Source organism: Pseudomonas sp. PB103 (genome assembly GCF_009764635.1).
In the GTDB taxonomy this organism is placed as follows: domain Bacteria; phylum Pseudomonadota; class Gammaproteobacteria; order Pseudomonadales; family Pseudomonadaceae; genus Aquipseudomonas.
The window spans coordinates 1-15,927 of the sequence record NZ_RWIL01000147.1 but is presented as its reverse complement, the minus strand read 5'-3'; the positions used below and the strand labels follow the sequence as shown (position 1 = coordinate 15,927).

Genomic DNA, 15,927 nt, shown 5'->3' with positions numbered 1-15,927 from the left:
CTTGCACGCACTTCCAAGTTCCGAAGTCGCGTTTAAACTCAATCAAGGAAGAACCATGTACACCTCAATAAAACAACTGATCACACTGATTGGCAGCAGCCTGCTGTTCGTCGGCTTCTGCGCCACTGCGCATGCCGAGCCCGCAGGCCTGTGGCGCGCACCTGCAGCCATCGTCAAGTCCGGCAGTAACTACAGCGTGATTCTCGATCGTGGCGAACTGAAGAAAGCCATTGCCGGCAGCAACAACAACTATCTGTTTTCCGAAACCGGCGCCGGCGTCCAATCGCTGGTATTGATCGGTACTTCGACACAACTCGTCGAGTTCCTGATCAAACATAAAGACAGACAGATCGAAAACCGCATCAGCCAACTTCCCGACATTTACATGGGTATTACGCCTTTTGTTCCTCAAACCCGCTTTTCCGGTTTGTTCCCTTTAGGCGATGCCGTGGCGGATATTGTCACGCAACTGACCAACTTCATTCCGGGTGGCGGTGCGTGGCGTGACATCGCAGGCATTCCCGGCACCCTGACCGGTCTCAAGGCAGGCATCGACAAACTTAGCGAGACCCAGAAAGCGTCCGGAAAATTGCTCTACGTAAAGTTCAGCTACTTGCCTGAAGATCGCATGGTCAAACTGGGGCGCAACGCTGTCAGCTTCAATCAAGTGCTCAACACGCTTCAGGATAATTACCTGCTGAAAAGGCCTTGATGCATTTATCCAGTTTGACTCAGCAGTTGCACCAACGCCGCCGCACCTTTTTGCAGTGGCTGGCTTTTTAGCCAGACAGCATGCACCGGTAATACCAGGCCGTTCTCGATATTGCGGAAGCTCAAACGCTTGAGCCTTGCCGTGTCGAGCAACGGCTGCACCACCGACAACGGAAAATTGCCCCAGCCCAATCCCGCCTCGACCATTTCCATCGCCGTTTCCAGGCTGTCCGTGCGCCAATACGACTGCGCCACCAACGGCCGCGTCTCACTGATCGGCAAGTCGCGACTGGCGACGATGATCTGCCGCACATGCACCAGATCCTCGAGGAACAAATCCTGCCCCTGCAATAACGGGCTGTCCGCTGCCAGCGTGGCGATCATCCGTTCGCTGCCGACAAACTGAAAACGCTCCAGCACATTCATGCTCAACCCCGCGAACGCCAGGCACACGCTGACCCGGCCGCTGTGCAACATCGCCAACACGTCATCCTGCGGGGCTGTCAGCACTTCGATATCGAGCAAAGGATGGCGCTCGGCAATCACCTTGATCGCCGCCAGCAAACGCCGCCGGTCAATGTCTGCGACCACGCCAATCGACAACTTGCTTTCCAGCCCCAGCGACAACTCCACCGCGTGCACTTGCAGTTGCTTGAGTTGCTCGGCGATCAGCCGCGCATGCTGCACCAGTGCCAGCGCCATCGCCGTGGGTTGCGGCTCGCGGTGGCTGCGGTCGAACAGCAGATAACCGAGTTCGGCTTCAAGGTTGCCAATGCCCATGCTCACTGCCGAGGGGACTTTGCCCAAGGCCCGCGCAGCAGCGGAAAACGAGCCACGTTCGATTACCGCCAGGAACAACTCGATGCTATCGCTATTGAAATTCACTTAACCAACCTATCAAAAAATCTGAAAGCTACTGACTTTTTCTGTCAGCACTATTGAAGCTATCTTTCGTCGCCTTCGCCAGTCCTGCTGGCCAACAAACGGCAAGAAAGAGGCAAAACCGCATGCAAGGTGTCAAACGCAAACTGGTCTACGTATCGCTCTACGAATTGATCGGCATGACCTTCTCCGCCCTCGGCCTGGCGCTGTTGTCCGGCACGTCCCCAGGCAGTACCGGGCCGTTGGCGGTGATCATCACCACCATCGCCGTAACCTGGAACTTCATTTACACCTCACTGTTCGAGCGCTGGGAAAGCCGTCAGGTGTCGCGCACGCGCACGGTCAAGCGCCGCATCGCCCACGCCGTGGGTTTTCAACTGACGTTGATCGTGTTCCTGATTCCGTTGATCGCCTGGTGGATGAACATCAGTCTGGTGCAGGCGTTTCTGCTGGATCTGGCGCTGATCATTTTCATCCCGTGCTACACGTTCGCCTTCAACTGGCTGTTTGACCGGATTTTCGGTTTGCCGGCCTCGGCGCTGCCCGATTCGGCGGCTGCGGCATAAATCGTTAAATGGTAAGCAGATATTGCGAGAAATCAGCGGTTTATCCGGATAAACCGCCGATATTCACAATCCGTAAACTCCGATAGCAGGCTAAGCTTTTCCATCAATAAAAAATGGACCTGCCCATGACTGCACACGCCTCCGCCGCCGCGCAAAGCGACGGCATCGACCCGATACGCGCCGCCCAAGTGTCCGCCCGCATCGACCGCCTCCCGGCCGTCGCGACGATCTGGCGGTTGGTGGCGCTGCTGTCGATCGGTGGATTTTTCGAACTCTACGACCTGTTCCAGACGGCCTACATCAGCCCCGGCCTGATCCGTGACGGGATCTTCGCCACCGGCAATCAAGGCGTGTTCGGATTCTCCGATCAGGCGGCGTTTGCCTCGGCGACGTTCCTCGGCCTGTTCCTCGGCGCCAGCCTGCTCAGCCCGTTGGCGGATCGCTTCGGCCGTCGCGCGATCTTCACCTTCGCGCTGGTCTGGTACACCGTGGCGACGGTGTTGATGGGCATTCAGAGCTCCGCACTGGGGATCATCGGCATGCGTTTTCTGGTCGGCATCGGCTTGGGCATCGAACTGGTGACCATCGACGCTTACCTCTCGGAACTGGTGCCCAAACGCATGCGCAGTTCGGCGTTTGCCTTCGCGTTTTTCGTGCAGTTTCTCTCGGTGCCGGCGGTGGCACTGATGTCGTGGTGGCTGGTGCCGCAGGCGCCGTTCGGCGTGTCCGGCTGGCGTTGGGTGGTGTTGGCGAGCGCGGTGTTCGCGCTGTTTATCTGGTGGCTGCGCAAGCGTCTGCCGGAATCGCCGCGCTGGCTGGCGCAGAATGGCCGCTTTGATGAAGCCAACCGGATTCTCGATGGCATCGAAGCACGATGCGTGAAGGATCACGGCAAGCCGCTGGACGCTCCTGAAACCGTGCCGGTCGATGTCGAAGGCAAGGGCCGTTTCGCCGACATCTGGCAGCCACCCTATCGCCGTCGCGCACTGATGTTGATTGTTTTCCACATCTTCCAGGCCATCGGTTTCTTCGGTTTCGGCAACTGGTTGCCAGCGTTGCTCTCCGGTCAGGGGGTCAGCGTTACGCACAGTTTGATGTACGCCTTCATCATCACCCTCGCCTACCCGCTCGGGCCGTTGCTGTTCGTGAAGTTCGCCAATCGCTTCGAGAACAAATGGCAGATCGTCGGCTCCGCCCTCGGCGCAATGACCTTCGGCACGTTGTTCGCCCTGCAGACCAGCGCATTCGGGCTGATCTTTTGCGGCGTGATGATCACGTTCTGCAACGCGTGGCTGAGCTTCAGTTATCACTCGTACCAGAGCGAACTGTTCCCGACCAATATCCGCGCACGGGCAGTGGGCTTCTGCTATTCGTTCAGTCGCTTGTCGACGGTGTTCAGCAGTCTGTTGATCGGCTTTTTTCTCGACAGCTTCGGCACGCCGGGCGTGTTGGCGTTCATTGCCAGCAGCATGTTGATCGTGATGCTGACCATCGGCTGGTTCGGCCCGCGCACACGCAATCTGGCGCTGGAAAACATTGCCCATCGTTGAAACCTGGCGGTGATCCCCTGCCACCCAGCGGCAAAGAATGGCCGATCTCCCGTCCAATAGTCTGATCAAGCCCTTGAAGTAAAAGGTTTTATTCCAAGGGCATGGTATTTGCTGGGTATGGCCGTCAGTCATTACCTACAGGTCAATTCATCATGTTGGTCAGTGCCAAACAATCGGAAGTGCTGCCGCTGCCCAAGCGGTTAGCCGAAGACGCCACCGCCACGGCGGCGGCCGGTCTGCAAGGCGGCCTGCATGGCGCGATGCTGCAAACCCTGCAAAATCAGGTACAGACGCAAAGCACCGAAGCCACCAGCAAGGTGCAGGCTTCAGCCACGCAGATTGCCACCCAACAAGTCAGCGAAGCCACGCGCATCAGCGATAACGTCGACGAGGCGTTCGCCAAGACCCGCGTCAACCTGCAGTCCACCGATGCCACTTCCGTCGCCGGCAAAAGCGCCACCGACGAGTTCAAGGACTACATGAGCAAGACGCCGGAACAGCGCCTGCGCGACAGCATCCTCAAGGACCTGGGCATTACCGAGGAAGACATCGCCAACATGCCACCGGAGAAACAATTGGCGATCAGCAAAGAGATTGCCCAGCGTCTGCAGGACAAAATGCAATTGGCACAAACGGAGAAAGAAAACGTCAACGACGTCAAGGACAGCGACAAGATGGCGGATAAACTACTCGCTACGCTTTGACGTCGTCTGCAAAAAAAGAGCCCTGAATACGGGCTCTTTTTTTATGGCCGCTCTTCTGGATGGCGGCAGATAACGACGCTACCTGTAATTTCTGACAGTAGACGTCCAGGGCTGTGACGCCAATGATCCGGGGGCGGGAACAATAAGATTCCCGCCTCACTGCAGATATAAGGAGATATCCATGGCTAACATCTTCAATGCCAAATTTTCGCTGGCCGGCGCCCCTGATAAGCCGGAATACGTTAGCGAAGGCAGGCCCAGTCCAAATGCTCCACCCATCCCCGCTTCTGGCATCCACTCAAATGATCTTACTGGCAGGAGCCTCCGACTCGACTTCTTGACACCTCTTCCCGATGGCGAATACGTATTAGACGACATCAACGCTTATGTTGGTTATTCCGAGGGCTACGAATTCGCAGCGACGGGATTGAGCGGTTTGATCAAAATTAATCTTCTCGAAGGAAGGTACGAAGGCAATTACACCGTTACTGTCGAAGATCAACATACTCGAAAATGGAAAATGGAAGGCACCATTGATATTCAAGTCATCCCCCAAAGAAAAAATTAAACGCCTCTAAAGATTGGAAATGTCATCCCCAGCCCCAGACAACATTCTATCTGGGGATGACTATTTCTTAAGAGTGTCAGTTCAGTTGCAGGGTCTCATTGAACTGACTGATCGCATCCACCACATGCCGTGACCCCTGCTGGATTTCCTGAATCACCGCCCCCGCCTCATTCGCCAACTCCACGCCAAGCCCGGTGCGGCTCAAACTCGATTGCATGCTCGACACCGCGCTCAACGACAAATCATGGTTCTTGCGCACCACATCGACAATCTCCAGCGTCGCCTGGCTGGTTCGTGCCGCGAGGCTGCGCACCTCGTCCGCCACCACCGCAAACCCGCGCCCGTGTTCGCCGGCCCGCGCCGCTTCGATTGCAGCGTTGAGTGCCAGCAGGTTGGTTTGATCGGCAATGCCGCGAATGGTCTGGACGATGGTGCCGATGATGTCCGACTGCTTGCTGACCGCATCGATACTCACTGCGGCTGCGTTGAGGTCGCGGGAAATGTCCTGGATGATCTGCACCGTCTGCTGCACGACTTGCGAGCCTTTCTGCGCACAGGCGTCGTTTTGCACCGAGGTGCTGTGGGCCGATTCGGCAGCGTTTTGCAGGGTGGTCATCTGATGGGTGATGTCGCTGGCGAACTTGACCACTTTGTACAAGCGGCCCTTGGCGTCGAACAGCGGGTTGTACGAGGCTTCCAGATACACCATCTGCCCGGACTTGTTCTTGCGCTCAAAACGATGGGAGTGATATTCGCCGCGATTGAGCGATGCCCAGAACGCCTTGTACTGCGCCGACTCGGACTCAGACCTATGACAGAACAGGCTGTGGTGATGGCCGACGACTTCGTTGAGCGAGTACTGCATGGTTTTCAGAAAGTTGTCGTTGGCGGCGATGACATTACCGTCCGGGGTGAACTCGATTACCGCCATCGAGCGGCTGATCGCCGCGAGCATGCTTTCTTCTTCGTGTTCCTTGTTGACCCGGGCGGTGATGTCCGCCGCCACTTTGATCACACTTCTGACCTGTTTATCCGGGCCGTAGACGGGCATGTAACTGGCCTCGAGCCAGACTTCCTTGCCGCCCTTGTTCAAGCGCAGAAACGTGCCGCTGATCGGTTCACCCCGGGCCAGGTCGCGCCACAATTTGGCGTATTCCTCACTGCGGTAAAACGCTTCTTCGCAAAACACCCGGTGATGTTTGCCGCGCACTTCTTCAGCGCTGTAACCCATGGTCTTGCAGAAGTTTTCATTGGCATCCAGGACGATGCCGTCAGGGCTGAATTCGATCATTGCCATCGAACGGCTGATCGCCGCCAACTTGGCGTTGGCTTCGGTCAGGGCGCAGCTGAAACGCTCGATTTCCTGCAGGTCAGCCTTGTGATGTAGGTTGAACATGGTTGTATCACCTTCCGCGCGGACTTTTGATTTGATGAAAGTTCAGTTCTTTCACGATCCACCACTACGTTCCACAGAACAGGCACACGCATTCCTCCACGGGAGGAAGTTGTCAGGTGATAAATGATGATCAATCGGAGTGTCCATGCAGCGACGCTCTAATCAAGACATCCTTCTCTTGATAGCCCGCACGCGGGCCAGCCCTAACGCGTTGAAGAACTTCCATGTACAAGATGCTCCTTGTTGGTTCAGTGTCGGTGCCTTGACTTGCGCACTCTGGCAGCATGAATTCACGGACCAACGATGTGTTTCAGCCATGTTTTGACATGACGGTCGACATAGTTAGTTACGAGAAGCATAGCCAGTGCAAAGACCTGCGCAAGGCCACTAGTCGGCCAGTATCTGGCACTTTTTGCACAAGAATCGGTTCAGCGCGGGGAGAATTGCTGGCGGGGCAGACGCTTTCGCTGGCAAGCCAGCTCCCACAGGATTCTGCGCTTCTGCAAATCAGCGCAATTTCTGTGGGAGCTGGCTTGCCAGCGATGAGGCCATTACAAACACTACAAAAACAACAGAAACGCCTTACAGACTTCCAGCCACTTTGGTCGCCACCTCCGCAGGTACCCAAGGCTTCCAGACCTGCGGCTGATCACGCAAAAACGCCTGCGCCACTAATCTCGGCTTCAAACGCTTTTCGCTCATCCCGGCCAAGGTCTGGTTCAGCAGATCAATCGGCAGATCGACCTTTTCAAAGAACGTCACCAACTCCGGATACTGCGCCTTGAACGGCGCCGACACGCCAATTGCCAGGCTTGCCGGCATCGAGCGGGTGCCCTTGGGGTTGGGGTTATTGGCATCGGCCAGGGTTTTCCAGGCCTCGGCATCGAATGGCGGCTCTTCCAGTTTCACCAGTTTGAAACGCCCGAGCAGCGGCGTCGGCGACCAGTAGTAGAACAGCACCGGTTTGCCGCGCTTGATCGACGATGCCACCTCAGCGTCCAGCGCCGCGCCGGAACCGGTACGGAAGTTGACGAAGCTGTCGTTGAGCGCATACGCCTTGAGCTTCTGGCTGTTGACGATCTCTGAGGTCCAGCCGGTCGGGCTGTTGAGGAAACGTCCGCGGCTCGGGTCTTCCGGATCGCGGAACAGCTCTTTGTAGCGCGGCAGATCCGCCACCGATTTCAGCTCCGGTGCCAACGCCTTGATCCCGCGCTCAGGGTCGCCCTTGATCACATACTCCGGCACCCACCAGCCTTCGGTCGCGCCTTTGACCGTGTCACCGAGGCCAAACACCTTGCCCTCGGCAGCGGCTTTGACCCACGCCGGACTGCGCCCGGCCCATTCTTCGCCGATCACCTGAATATCGTTTTTGGCCAGCGCTGCCTCCAGGCTGACGGTGCTGCCAGGCAATGTGTCGGTCGGGTAGCCGTAGCCTTTTTCAACGATCAGACGCAGCACTTCGGTGATGAAACTGCCGCTCTCCCAGGTGATATCGCCGAAGTGAATCGGCGCGGCTTTATCAGCCGCCGAGGCGGCGCCGACGCTCAGGCTCAGCGCCAGCATCGAACGGCCGAGCAGGGTTTTGATCGATCTCATGCAGACCTCTTTTCTTGTAGGAATTGATGGGCGTTGTGGCGATCGCACAGGGCCTGGGAACGGCTCATGTAGACGCTGACCGAACGTTGCGAGATGCCCAGTTCAGCGGCGATTTGCGGGTAAGTCAGGCCGTCGATGCGCGCGAGCAGAAAGGTCGAGCGGACTTTGCCGGGCAGCCGCTGCAGGCTGTGATCAAGGCGAGACAGTGCCTGACTGAAGTGCGCGATGTCTTCCGGGGATGCGCTGGTTTGCGTCTCGATCGAGGGCAAATGCCGCCGCTCCAGATCGGCATGGCGCCAGCGCTGGAAGAGCAAGCGCCGGGCAATGGTCGTCAGCAGTGCGCGGGGTTCGCGGATCGCTTGCAGAGCAGGGGCTTCGAGCAGTTGCGCGAAGGTTTCGGCAGCGATGTCTTCAATACTGGCGGCGTCGCGCAGATGACCACGCAGGTAGGCGCAGAGCCAGTGGTGATGGGCGCGGAACAGACCGTCGAGGTGCTGGCGATGAGAAAGGTCGGCGCCGGACATAGGGGCTCCTGGGTAAGGGGTCGCTGAATGTCCGGTGTTCCGGTGGCGCGATCGTAGCAAAGCGCCTTATGCATTAATAATATTTAAATATCATTTTTATATGCGTTTTATAAATATGAGATCAAAAGATCGCAGCCTGTAGGAGCTGCCGAAGGCTGCGATCTTTCAACGCAAGCCGCTATACCCCAATTCCTGCGCCTCACGCTCATAGTCGAGCACCACCAGATAATCCCCCTCACCCACCGCCAACACCTCTGGCAATCCCAACGTTTGCACAACATCCGGCAGTTCGTGCAACGACTGATTCATCACCTGCCGCAGCCGCTCTATCTGCTCATCCGTAGCACTGGCAACGGTGATAAAAGGCAAGGTCGGACTGAACGCACTGCGCGCCATCACACGTAATCCCCTGACTTCCTCAGGCGCATGCCGCGCGAGGTAGGCGAAGGTGACGCTGTCGATGGCGGCCAGATCAGCACGTTTCTCACGCAGCCAACGCAGGCTCTCGCGATGTCCGCCACTGATGCCGACCGTGGAGAAAAACCGTCCATCCCTGTGCAGCGGGGCGAGGCATTGACGCAACAGGTTCATGCCGCTGTTGGAGTCGTCACTGTTGATCACGCCGCGGCTGTGGCGAAAGGCTGGCAAGGTTTTACGTGGATCATCGACGCGGCTGAGGATCAGGCTGCAATGGTTGCCGGCGCTGGCATCGGGGAGTTCGTAGCGCGGGCGGCCGATCACTCGAACCTGGCCTTTTAACGCTGTCATCAATGGATAACCGCAGGTTTGTGTGAGCAGCAAATTGGGGGATAGCCAGAGTTCGGGCAGTGACAGGGCTTCAGCGTTCAGGCGTGTGTGGCCGAGGTGCTCAAGGATGCGCGCGAGCCAGCGCTCGTTGGCCACGCGGATGGGCTCGGGGGCGGTGTACATGAGCAGTTCGGCGTGGTGTTGGGTCATTCACATATTCCCTGACAACGAATGTCCAAATGTAGGAGTGAGCCTGCTCGCGATAGCAGTGGGTCATGCACAGTAGATGTCACAGACAGACCGCTATCGCGAGCAGGCTCACTCCTACAGGGGATGGTGGTGGTTTTGGCTCAGTGATAGGGATGCTCGGGGCTGTCGATTGGTTTGATGCCATGCTCGCGCCACAACTGCCCGTACCCTTGCACCAGAAACCCGCCGCTGCGCGCCAGCCACTGCTCGCGATGTCGCCAGTAGACCTTGGGCAAGTCGTACCACGCCAACCCCGGCAAATCGTGGTGCACCAGATGAAAGTTGAGGTTGAGAAACAGCCAGCGCCACGGCCACGCGGCCTCGTTGAGCACGCTGCGCTGCTGCGGTTGCGCGTGTGGACGATGTTCATAGTAGGAGCGAATCATCGCGATCGACAGTGCCGGCACGCTGATCAGCAGCACGTAATGCCACACGGGCAGCGCACTGAAACGGGCGATAAATCCAAGCATCAATAAGGTCAGCGTGCCGTGGGTCAGCCACATCAACCACGCCTGGCGCTCGGCGTTTTTCAGCCGTTGCAGTTCTTCTGTGGCCAGTGCGATCAATGCCAGCGGCGCACCCATCACAAAGCGACCGAGTACGGTTTTGTTCAGCCAGTGCAGGCTGCGCGCGAACAGTGGACGGCCCTGCCAGCGTGCTGCGCTCAGGTAGCGACTTTCCGGATCGACGCCGGGCACGGTCAGGTCCTCGTCGCGGTGATGCAGCAGATGGCTGTCGCGATAGAGCGTGTACGGATACCACACCGCAAACGGTGCATAACCGAGGATTTTGTTCAGCGCTTTGGAGCGGGTCGGATGGCCATGGAGCAATTCGTGCTGCACCGACAGCCACAACACCAGCAGCGGAATCAGCAACAACGTACTCAGGCCGAGACCGAGCCTATGGCTATTGAGAAGGATGGCAAACCAGCCACCATACACCGCGATCAGCAGCAACCAGGTCGGCCATTCGGTGCGGGCAGTGAAGCGTTGGCGCAGGGTTTCGATGTGTTGCCGGTGGGCGGCGTCGAAATAATGGGGCATGGCGTTGCTCTCTGCGGGTTCCTTCCCTTTCTGTGCAACGACCACCGAGAATCTTGCAGATTATTTTCGATCAACAGGGAAGCCCGAGAACCGGGCTTCCGAAAGGCGTGATCAGTGACCGAAGATGTCGACTTTCTTGGCCTTCTTCTCCGCACGTTTTTCAATGGCGGTCTTGGCCGGTTTCTTCTTCGCGGCTTTTTTTGAATCCATACCTTTGGACATGATGCGTACTCCACTCACAGGGGATGTGAGGTCAGGTATACACCTATCCACAGGCCCGCGTTCTTTTATAATCGCCGCTTTGCCCACCGACAGTCAGACCCCATGCCCGATACTCAGTACAGCCTGCTCGACGCGTCACATTGGCCGTTGATGAACAAGTTTTACCGCAGCCACCAGTCGTCGATGAAAGCGGTGCGCGAGGCGCAATTGTGGGTGGCGCGACAGGGCGAGATTGTGGCGGCGTTGTGCTTGCGGCCGGTGGCGGGTGGGCATTGGTTGACGGGGTTGTTCGTTGATCCGCAGTGCCGAGAGCAAGGGCTTGCCGCACAATTGATTGCGGCGGCGGTGCAGGATGTGACGGAGCCGGTGTGGCTGTTCTGCCATCCGGACTTGCGTGGTTTTTATGAGCGGCGCGGGTTCAGTTATGACCCCGCCCTGCCGCAAGCGATGGCAGAGCGATTGAGCCGCTATGCGCGGAGCAAGCCGATGATTGCAATGGGCCTGGGGTGAAGATCAAAAGATCGCAGCCTTCGGCAGCTCCTACACCTATCCCTGTAGGAGCTGCCGAAGGCTACGATCTTTTGATTCTGGTTAATCGTCAACCGTGGGATCGAGATCCGGAAACATCACTTCGGTGAAGCCGAACTTGCTGAAGTCGGTGATGCGCGACGGGTACAACCGGCCGATCAGGTGATCGCATTCATGCTGCACCACCCGCGCATGAAACCCCGAAGCCACGCGCACAATCGGCTCGCCCTTCGGATCAAACCCTTCGTAGCGAATCTGCTGATAACGGTCCACCGCACCGCGCAACCCCGGCACCGACAAACACCCTTCAAACCCCTCCTCCATCAACGGATTCAACGGCGTGATCAGCGGGTTGATCAGGATCGTCTGCGGCACCGCTTCGGCGTCCGGATAACGCTCGCTGTGCTCGAAACCGAAGATCACCAGTTGCAGATCGACCCCGATCTGCGGTGCAGCCAAACCAACGCCGCCGACACTCTCCATGGTCTGGAACATGTCGTCGATCAGTTGCCACAGCTCGTGGCTGTTGAACATCTCCGGTGGCACCGGTGGGGCGATGCGCAGCAGGCGCTCGTCGCCCATTTTGAGAATTTCACGGATCATGATCAGACTTCGTCAGTGTCCGGCTTGAGCGAGTGATCGCGGCCCAGGCCCGAGACGTGTTGTTTGGGTTGTTCATCGAGTTCGCCGGGGACTTTTTCGCCCGCATCCTTGCCCTCGCTGGACATGTGCTCGATCACCGCGTTCATTTCCGCACCGAGCAGCAGCACCGCGGCGGAAATGTAGAAGTACAGCAAGAGCACGATGATCGCCCCGATGCTGCCATACATCGCGTTGTAGTTGGCGAAGGTTTTCACGTAGAACGCGAAACCCAACGAGGCGATGATCCACACCACCACGGCCAATACCGAGCCCGGCGTGATGAAGCGGAATTCCTGTTTGACGTCGGGCATCACGTAGTAGATCAGTGCCACGGCAACCATCATCAGAATCACGATCACCGGCCAGCGCGCGATGGTCCAAATGGTCACGATGACTTCTTCCAGACCAACCTGCGCGGCAATCCAGCCCATCACTTGCGGCCCGAGCACCATCAACGCGGCGGCCACCAGCAACATGCCGGCAATGCCGACGGTGTAAAATATCGACAGAGGGAAACGCTTCCAGATCGGCCGCCCTTCGACCACGTCATACGCGGCGTTCATCGCGCTCATCATCAGGCGCACGCCAGCGGAGGCGGTGTACAGAGCGATAACGATACCGACCGAGAGCAGACCGCCCTTGGATTGCTGCAGCTGGTCGATCACCGGATTGACTTGCTCCAGTGCCTGCGGCGGCAAGACCAGTTCCGATTGCAGGCGCAGCCAGGAGAAGAAGTCCGGCAGGTGCAGGAAACCGATCAGGGCGATCAGAAACAGGATGAACGGGAACAGCGAGAACAGCATCTGGTAGGCCAGTGCCGAGGCGTAGGTCGACATTTCGTCATCGACGAATTCAGTGACCGTGCGCACCATCACCCGGTGCAGGGGCAGACCTTTCATGTCCGGAAATATCATTCGCGTCTCCTTTCGCCGCTATACAGGTTTGAAGTCGTGGCGACTCAGGGGCCGTTTTTTACATCAAGGTAGCCTGTTTGGCGAACCTTGCCGGGTGTCAGCAGGATTCCGACACAAAAACGGCCATCCTTGGATGGCCGTTCGTGTGTTTCGTTCAAGGCTGGATTACGCCTTGTCGACGCCTTTCTTGACCGCGTCCTTGGCTTTGCCGACTGCTTGCTGGGCTTCGCCTTTCTTCTCTTGAATCTTGCCTTCGGCTTGCAGCTTGGTGTTGTCGGTGGCTTTGCCGACGCCTTGCTTGACGTTGCCGACCGCTTCGTTGGCCATGCCTTTTACTTTATCGCCTGTGCTACTCATGGTGTTTCTCCTTGGTGCAATTAGGGGGAAAAGTCAGTACGTAATGATTGACCGGCCGGGTTTGCGCCAAGTTTCATTTATTTTTCGCCGGATCATTTCGTCGCGACGAGCAGGTTGGGCTTTATGTTTGTGTGCATTGCCCCGAGAATGCGCAACATATGGGCGCCGTGCGCCAATGAACCGATCCCGCAGGAATGTTATGAAACTCGATAAAACGCTCGCCATCGCCCGTAGAAACAAGGAACTGGGTGGCGCTGTGCTCGGCACCAACAACTGCCACTTCGCCGAACTGAACCGCAACCGCAACATCTGGTGGTTCGACCTGCCGGTGTCGCGTCTGGCGATTGGTCAGTACGAGTGGATTCACCTGCTGATGCACACGCCGGCCACCGACGAACTGCTGCACCTGAAAGTGCCAACGGTGTTTTTGCGTGAAAAGCTCGAAGGGCTGGTGATTCGCAATGAAGGCAAGCGCAAAGCGGCGTTGAGCCTGGAATTGAGTGCGGACAAGGATTCGTATCTGCAGGACATGCGTCCGGCGGGGACCAACGTGAATTTCGCGCCGTTCCGTCAGTAAATCAACAGATCGCAGCCTGCGGCAGCTCCTACAGGGAACGCATTCCAAAATGTAGGAGCTGCCGCAGGCTGCGATCTTTTGATCTGCAACAAAAAGCCCCGCATCTGCGGGGCTTTTTGGTTTAGGCGGCGGACTTGGCCTTGATCTTCTTCAGCTCTTCATCACGCAACTCGCGGCGCAGGATCTTGCCGACGTTGGTGGTCGGCAGCGCATCGCGGAATTCCACCGAACGCGGCACCTTGTAGCCCGTGACGTTGGCACGCATGTGATCCATCACCTGCTCTTTCGTCAGGGTGACACCCGGTTTGGCAACGATGAAAATCTTGATCGCCTCGCCCGATTTCTCGTCCGGCACGCCGATCGCCGCACACTGCAACACGCCCGGCAGAGTCGCCAGCACGTCTTCCAGTTCGTTCGGATAAACGTTGAAACCGGAGACCAGAATCATGTCTTTCTTGCGATCGACAATGCGCATGTAGCCGTCCGGCTGGATCAGCGCGATGTCACCGGTCTTCAGCCAGCCCTCGCTGTCGAGCATTTCATCGGTGGCTTCCTGACGCTGCCAGTAGCCCTTCATCACTTGCGGGCCCTTGATGCAAAGCTCGCCAATTTCACCCAGCGGCTGCTCGACACCGGCATCGTCGATGACTTTGCACAGGGTCGACGGCACTGGAATGCCGATGGTGCCGATCTGGATGTTCTGGATCGGGTTGACCGTGGCCACCGGGCTGGTTTCGGTCATGCCGTAACCTTCGCAGATCGAGCAGCCGGTCACCGCTTTCCAGCGCTCGGCAGCCGCCAGTTGCAGGGCCATACCGCCGGACAAGGTGACTTTGAGCGCCGAGAAGTCCAGCTTGCGGAAACCTTCGTTGTTGCACAGCGCCACGAACAAGGTGTTGAGGCCGACGAAACCGCTGAACTTCCACTTCGACAGTTCCTTGACCATCGCCGGCAGATCGCGCGGGTTGCTGATCAGGATGTTGTGGTTGCCGATCAGCATCATCGCCATGCAATGAAAGGTGAACGCATAGATGTGGTACAGCGGCAGCGGCGTGATCAGGATCTCGCAACCTTCATTGAGGTTCGAACCCATCAGCGCCTTGCACTGCAGCATGTTGGCGACGAGGTTGCGGTGGGTCAGCATCGCGCCCTTGGCAACGCCGGTAGTGCCACCGGTATATTGCAGCACCGCAACGTCGCCGCTATGCGGATTGGCTTCGGCCACAGGCTGGCCCTGGCCTTTGCTCAGCACGTCATTGAATTTGACGGACTTGGGCAAGTGATAGGCCGGGACCATTTTCTTCACGTACTTGATGACGCTGTTGATCAGCAGGCGCTTGATCGGCGGCAGCAGGTCGGCAACTTCAGTGACGATGACGTGTTTGACGCCGGTTTTCGGCACCACGGCTTCGGCCAGATGCGCCATGTTGGCCAGGCAAACGAGGGCTTTGGCACCGGAGTCGTTGAATTGGTGTTCCATTTCCCGCGCGGTATACAGCGGGTTGGTGTTGACCACGATCAGCCCGGCGCGGATGGCACCGAAGACGGCTACCGGGTATTGCAGAACGTTGGGCAATTGCACAGCGATTCGATCACCGGGCTGCAAGTCGGTATGCTGTTGCAGATACGCGGCAAACGCACCGGACAATTCGTACAGTTCACCGTAGGTGATTGTCTTGCCCAGGTTGCTGAAAGCCGGTTTGTTGGCGAAGCGTTGGCAGGACTGCTTCAACACTGCCTGAATATTCGGGTACTCGTCTGGATTGATGTCGGCAGCAATTCCAGCGGGGTACTTATCCTTCCAAAAGTCTTCGATCATGGAAGCCCACTCCTCAGCAACGCGAATTCTTCACCGCATTTGATGCGATTATTATTGGTGTTTGTTTTGTATTGGTGAATCTGGCTTTTAGATAGGCCGAGAAGTCACAAAGCGCGCCGAGAGTAGCAGCTTTGCCAAGGGTCGACTAGAGCCAAAAGCGGCCCATACAGTCATGTTCGTGACTCAAGACTTGTTAGCGGTCATTTTAGAGCAAAGATCCTAGAACACTTTTAAAGCCCCGGATTTTGGGGCTTAGAAGCAAAAGATCGCAGCCTTCGGCAGCTCCTACATGGGATGTGTTTCCTGTAGGAGCTGCCGAAGGCTGCGATCTT

General features: G+C 57.5%; 16 protein-coding genes and 2 pseudogenes. 7 read left to right on the top strand and 11 right to left on the bottom strand.

Annotation, left to right across the window (positions count from 1 at the left end):
- The first annotated feature begins 55 nt into the window (after positions 1–55).
- Positions 56–712 (top strand): hypothetical protein, encoded by a 657-nt coding sequence (locus EJA70_RS25925; RefSeq protein ID WP_218574218.1) that lies wholly within the window; start codon positions 56–58, stop codon positions 710–712.
- A gap of 5 nt (positions 713–717) precedes the next feature.
- Here EJA70_RS25925 and EJA70_RS25920 read toward each other — a convergent pair whose 3' ends face one another.
- A complete protein-coding gene (locus EJA70_RS25920; RefSeq protein ID WP_158834529.1) occupies positions 718–1,596 on the bottom strand; it encodes a LysR family transcriptional regulator in 879 nt (292 codons plus the stop codon).
- A gap of 122 nt (positions 1,597–1,718) precedes the next feature.
- Between EJA70_RS25920 and EJA70_RS25915 the strand changes: the two genes are divergently transcribed.
- From EJA70_RS25915 to EJA70_RS25900, 4 genes are all read left to right on the top strand, one after another.
- Positions 1,719–2,159 (top strand): PACE efflux transporter, encoded by a 441-nt coding sequence (locus tag EJA70_RS25915; protein ID WP_158834527.1) that lies wholly within the window; start codon positions 1,719–1,721, stop codon positions 2,157–2,159.
- A 125-nt stretch (positions 2,160–2,284) separates the two neighbouring features.
- Positions 2,285–3,709, top strand: coding sequence for an MFS transporter (locus tag EJA70_RS25910; protein WP_158834525.1), 1,425 nt, complete (start codon positions 2,285–2,287; stop codon positions 3,707–3,709).
- Between the two features lie 152 nt (positions 3,710–3,861).
- The gene (locus tag EJA70_RS25905; protein ID WP_158834523.1) at positions 3,862–4,413 is read left to right on the top strand and encodes a hypothetical protein; all 552 of its coding nucleotides are present in this window, start codon (positions 3,862–3,864) and stop codon (positions 4,411–4,413) included.
- A gap of 181 nt (positions 4,414–4,594) precedes the next feature.
- On the top strand, positions 4,595–4,981 hold the full coding sequence (locus EJA70_RS25900) for a hypothetical protein (RefSeq protein WP_158834521.1): 387 nt from the start codon (positions 4,595–4,597) through the stop codon (positions 4,979–4,981).
- 76 nt (positions 4,982–5,057) lie between these two features.
- Here the strand turns inward: EJA70_RS25900 and EJA70_RS31470 are convergent.
- From EJA70_RS31470 to EJA70_RS25875, 6 genes and pseudogenes are all read right to left on the bottom strand, one after another.
- Positions 5,058–5,489, bottom strand: a pseudogene (locus tag EJA70_RS31470) (methyl-accepting chemotaxis protein); the annotation flags it as partial.
- A 111-nt stretch (positions 5,490–5,600) separates the two neighbouring features.
- A pseudogene (locus EJA70_RS31465) lies at positions 5,601–6,377 on the bottom strand (PAS domain-containing protein); the annotation flags it as partial.
- Positions 6,378–6,959: 582 nt separating this feature from the next.
- Complete coding sequence (locus EJA70_RS25890; RefSeq protein WP_158834517.1) at positions 6,960–7,973, bottom strand: ABC transporter substrate-binding protein; 1,014 nt, start codon at positions 7,971–7,973, stop codon at positions 6,960–6,962.
- The gene (locus EJA70_RS25885) at positions 7,970–8,497 is read right to left on the bottom strand and encodes a sigma-70 family RNA polymerase sigma factor (RefSeq protein WP_158834515.1); all 528 of its coding nucleotides are present in this window, start codon (positions 8,495–8,497) and stop codon (positions 7,970–7,972) included. Before EJA70_RS25885 ends, EJA70_RS25890 begins: the two co-directional genes overlap by 4 nt.
- 165 nt (positions 8,498–8,662) lie before the next feature.
- Complete coding sequence (locus EJA70_RS25880) at positions 8,663–9,454, bottom strand: phosphate/phosphite/phosphonate ABC transporter substrate-binding protein (protein WP_158834513.1); 792 nt, start codon at positions 9,452–9,454, stop codon at positions 8,663–8,665.
- 140 nt (positions 9,455–9,594) lie between these two features.
- Positions 9,595–10,536 (bottom strand): fatty acid desaturase, encoded by a 942-nt coding sequence (locus EJA70_RS25875; RefSeq protein WP_158834511.1) that lies wholly within the window; start codon positions 10,534–10,536, stop codon positions 9,595–9,597.
- A 324-nt stretch (positions 10,537–10,860) separates the two neighbouring features.
- Here EJA70_RS25875 and EJA70_RS25870 point away from each other — a divergent pair, with 324 nt between their 5' ends.
- Complete coding sequence (locus tag EJA70_RS25870; protein WP_158834509.1) at positions 10,861–11,268, top strand: GNAT family N-acetyltransferase; 408 nt, start codon at positions 10,861–10,863, stop codon at positions 11,266–11,268.
- 81 nt (positions 11,269–11,349) lie between these two features.
- On the opposite strand, the gene def is transcribed toward EJA70_RS25870, so the two are convergent.
- The 3 genes from def to EJA70_RS25855 all read right to left on the bottom strand — a co-directional run bounded on the left by def (position 11,350) and on the right by EJA70_RS25855 (position 13,199).
- Positions 11,350–11,889, bottom strand: coding sequence for a peptide deformylase (gene def, locus EJA70_RS25865; RefSeq protein WP_158834507.1), 540 nt, complete (start codon positions 11,887–11,889; stop codon positions 11,350–11,352).
- Between the two features lie 2 nt (positions 11,890–11,891).
- Positions 11,892–12,842: a YihY/virulence factor BrkB family protein gene (locus tag EJA70_RS25860; RefSeq protein ID WP_008082338.1), complete on the bottom strand. Its 951-nt coding sequence runs from the start codon at positions 12,840–12,842 to the stop codon at positions 11,892–11,894.
- Between the two features lie 165 nt (positions 12,843–13,007).
- Positions 13,008–13,199, bottom strand: a complete 192-nt coding sequence (locus EJA70_RS25855) for a CsbD family protein (protein ID WP_008082339.1) — start codon at positions 13,197–13,199, stop codon at positions 13,008–13,010.
- Between the two features lie 199 nt (positions 13,200–13,398).
- On the opposite strand from EJA70_RS25855, the gene EJA70_RS25850 reads away from it, so the two are divergent.
- Positions 13,399–13,776 carry a hypothetical protein gene (locus tag EJA70_RS25850; RefSeq protein ID WP_008082340.1) on the top strand — a complete coding sequence of 126 codons (378 nt, stop codon included), beginning with the start codon at positions 13,399–13,401 and terminating at the stop codon, positions 13,774–13,776.
- Between the two features lie 121 nt (positions 13,777–13,897).
- On the opposite strand, the gene fadD1 is transcribed toward EJA70_RS25850, so the two are convergent.
- Complete coding sequence (gene fadD1, locus EJA70_RS25845; protein WP_158834505.1) at positions 13,898–15,595, bottom strand: long-chain-fatty-acid--CoA ligase FadD1; 1,698 nt, start codon at positions 15,593–15,595, stop codon at positions 13,898–13,900.
- Positions 15,596–15,927 lie beyond the last annotated feature (332 nt).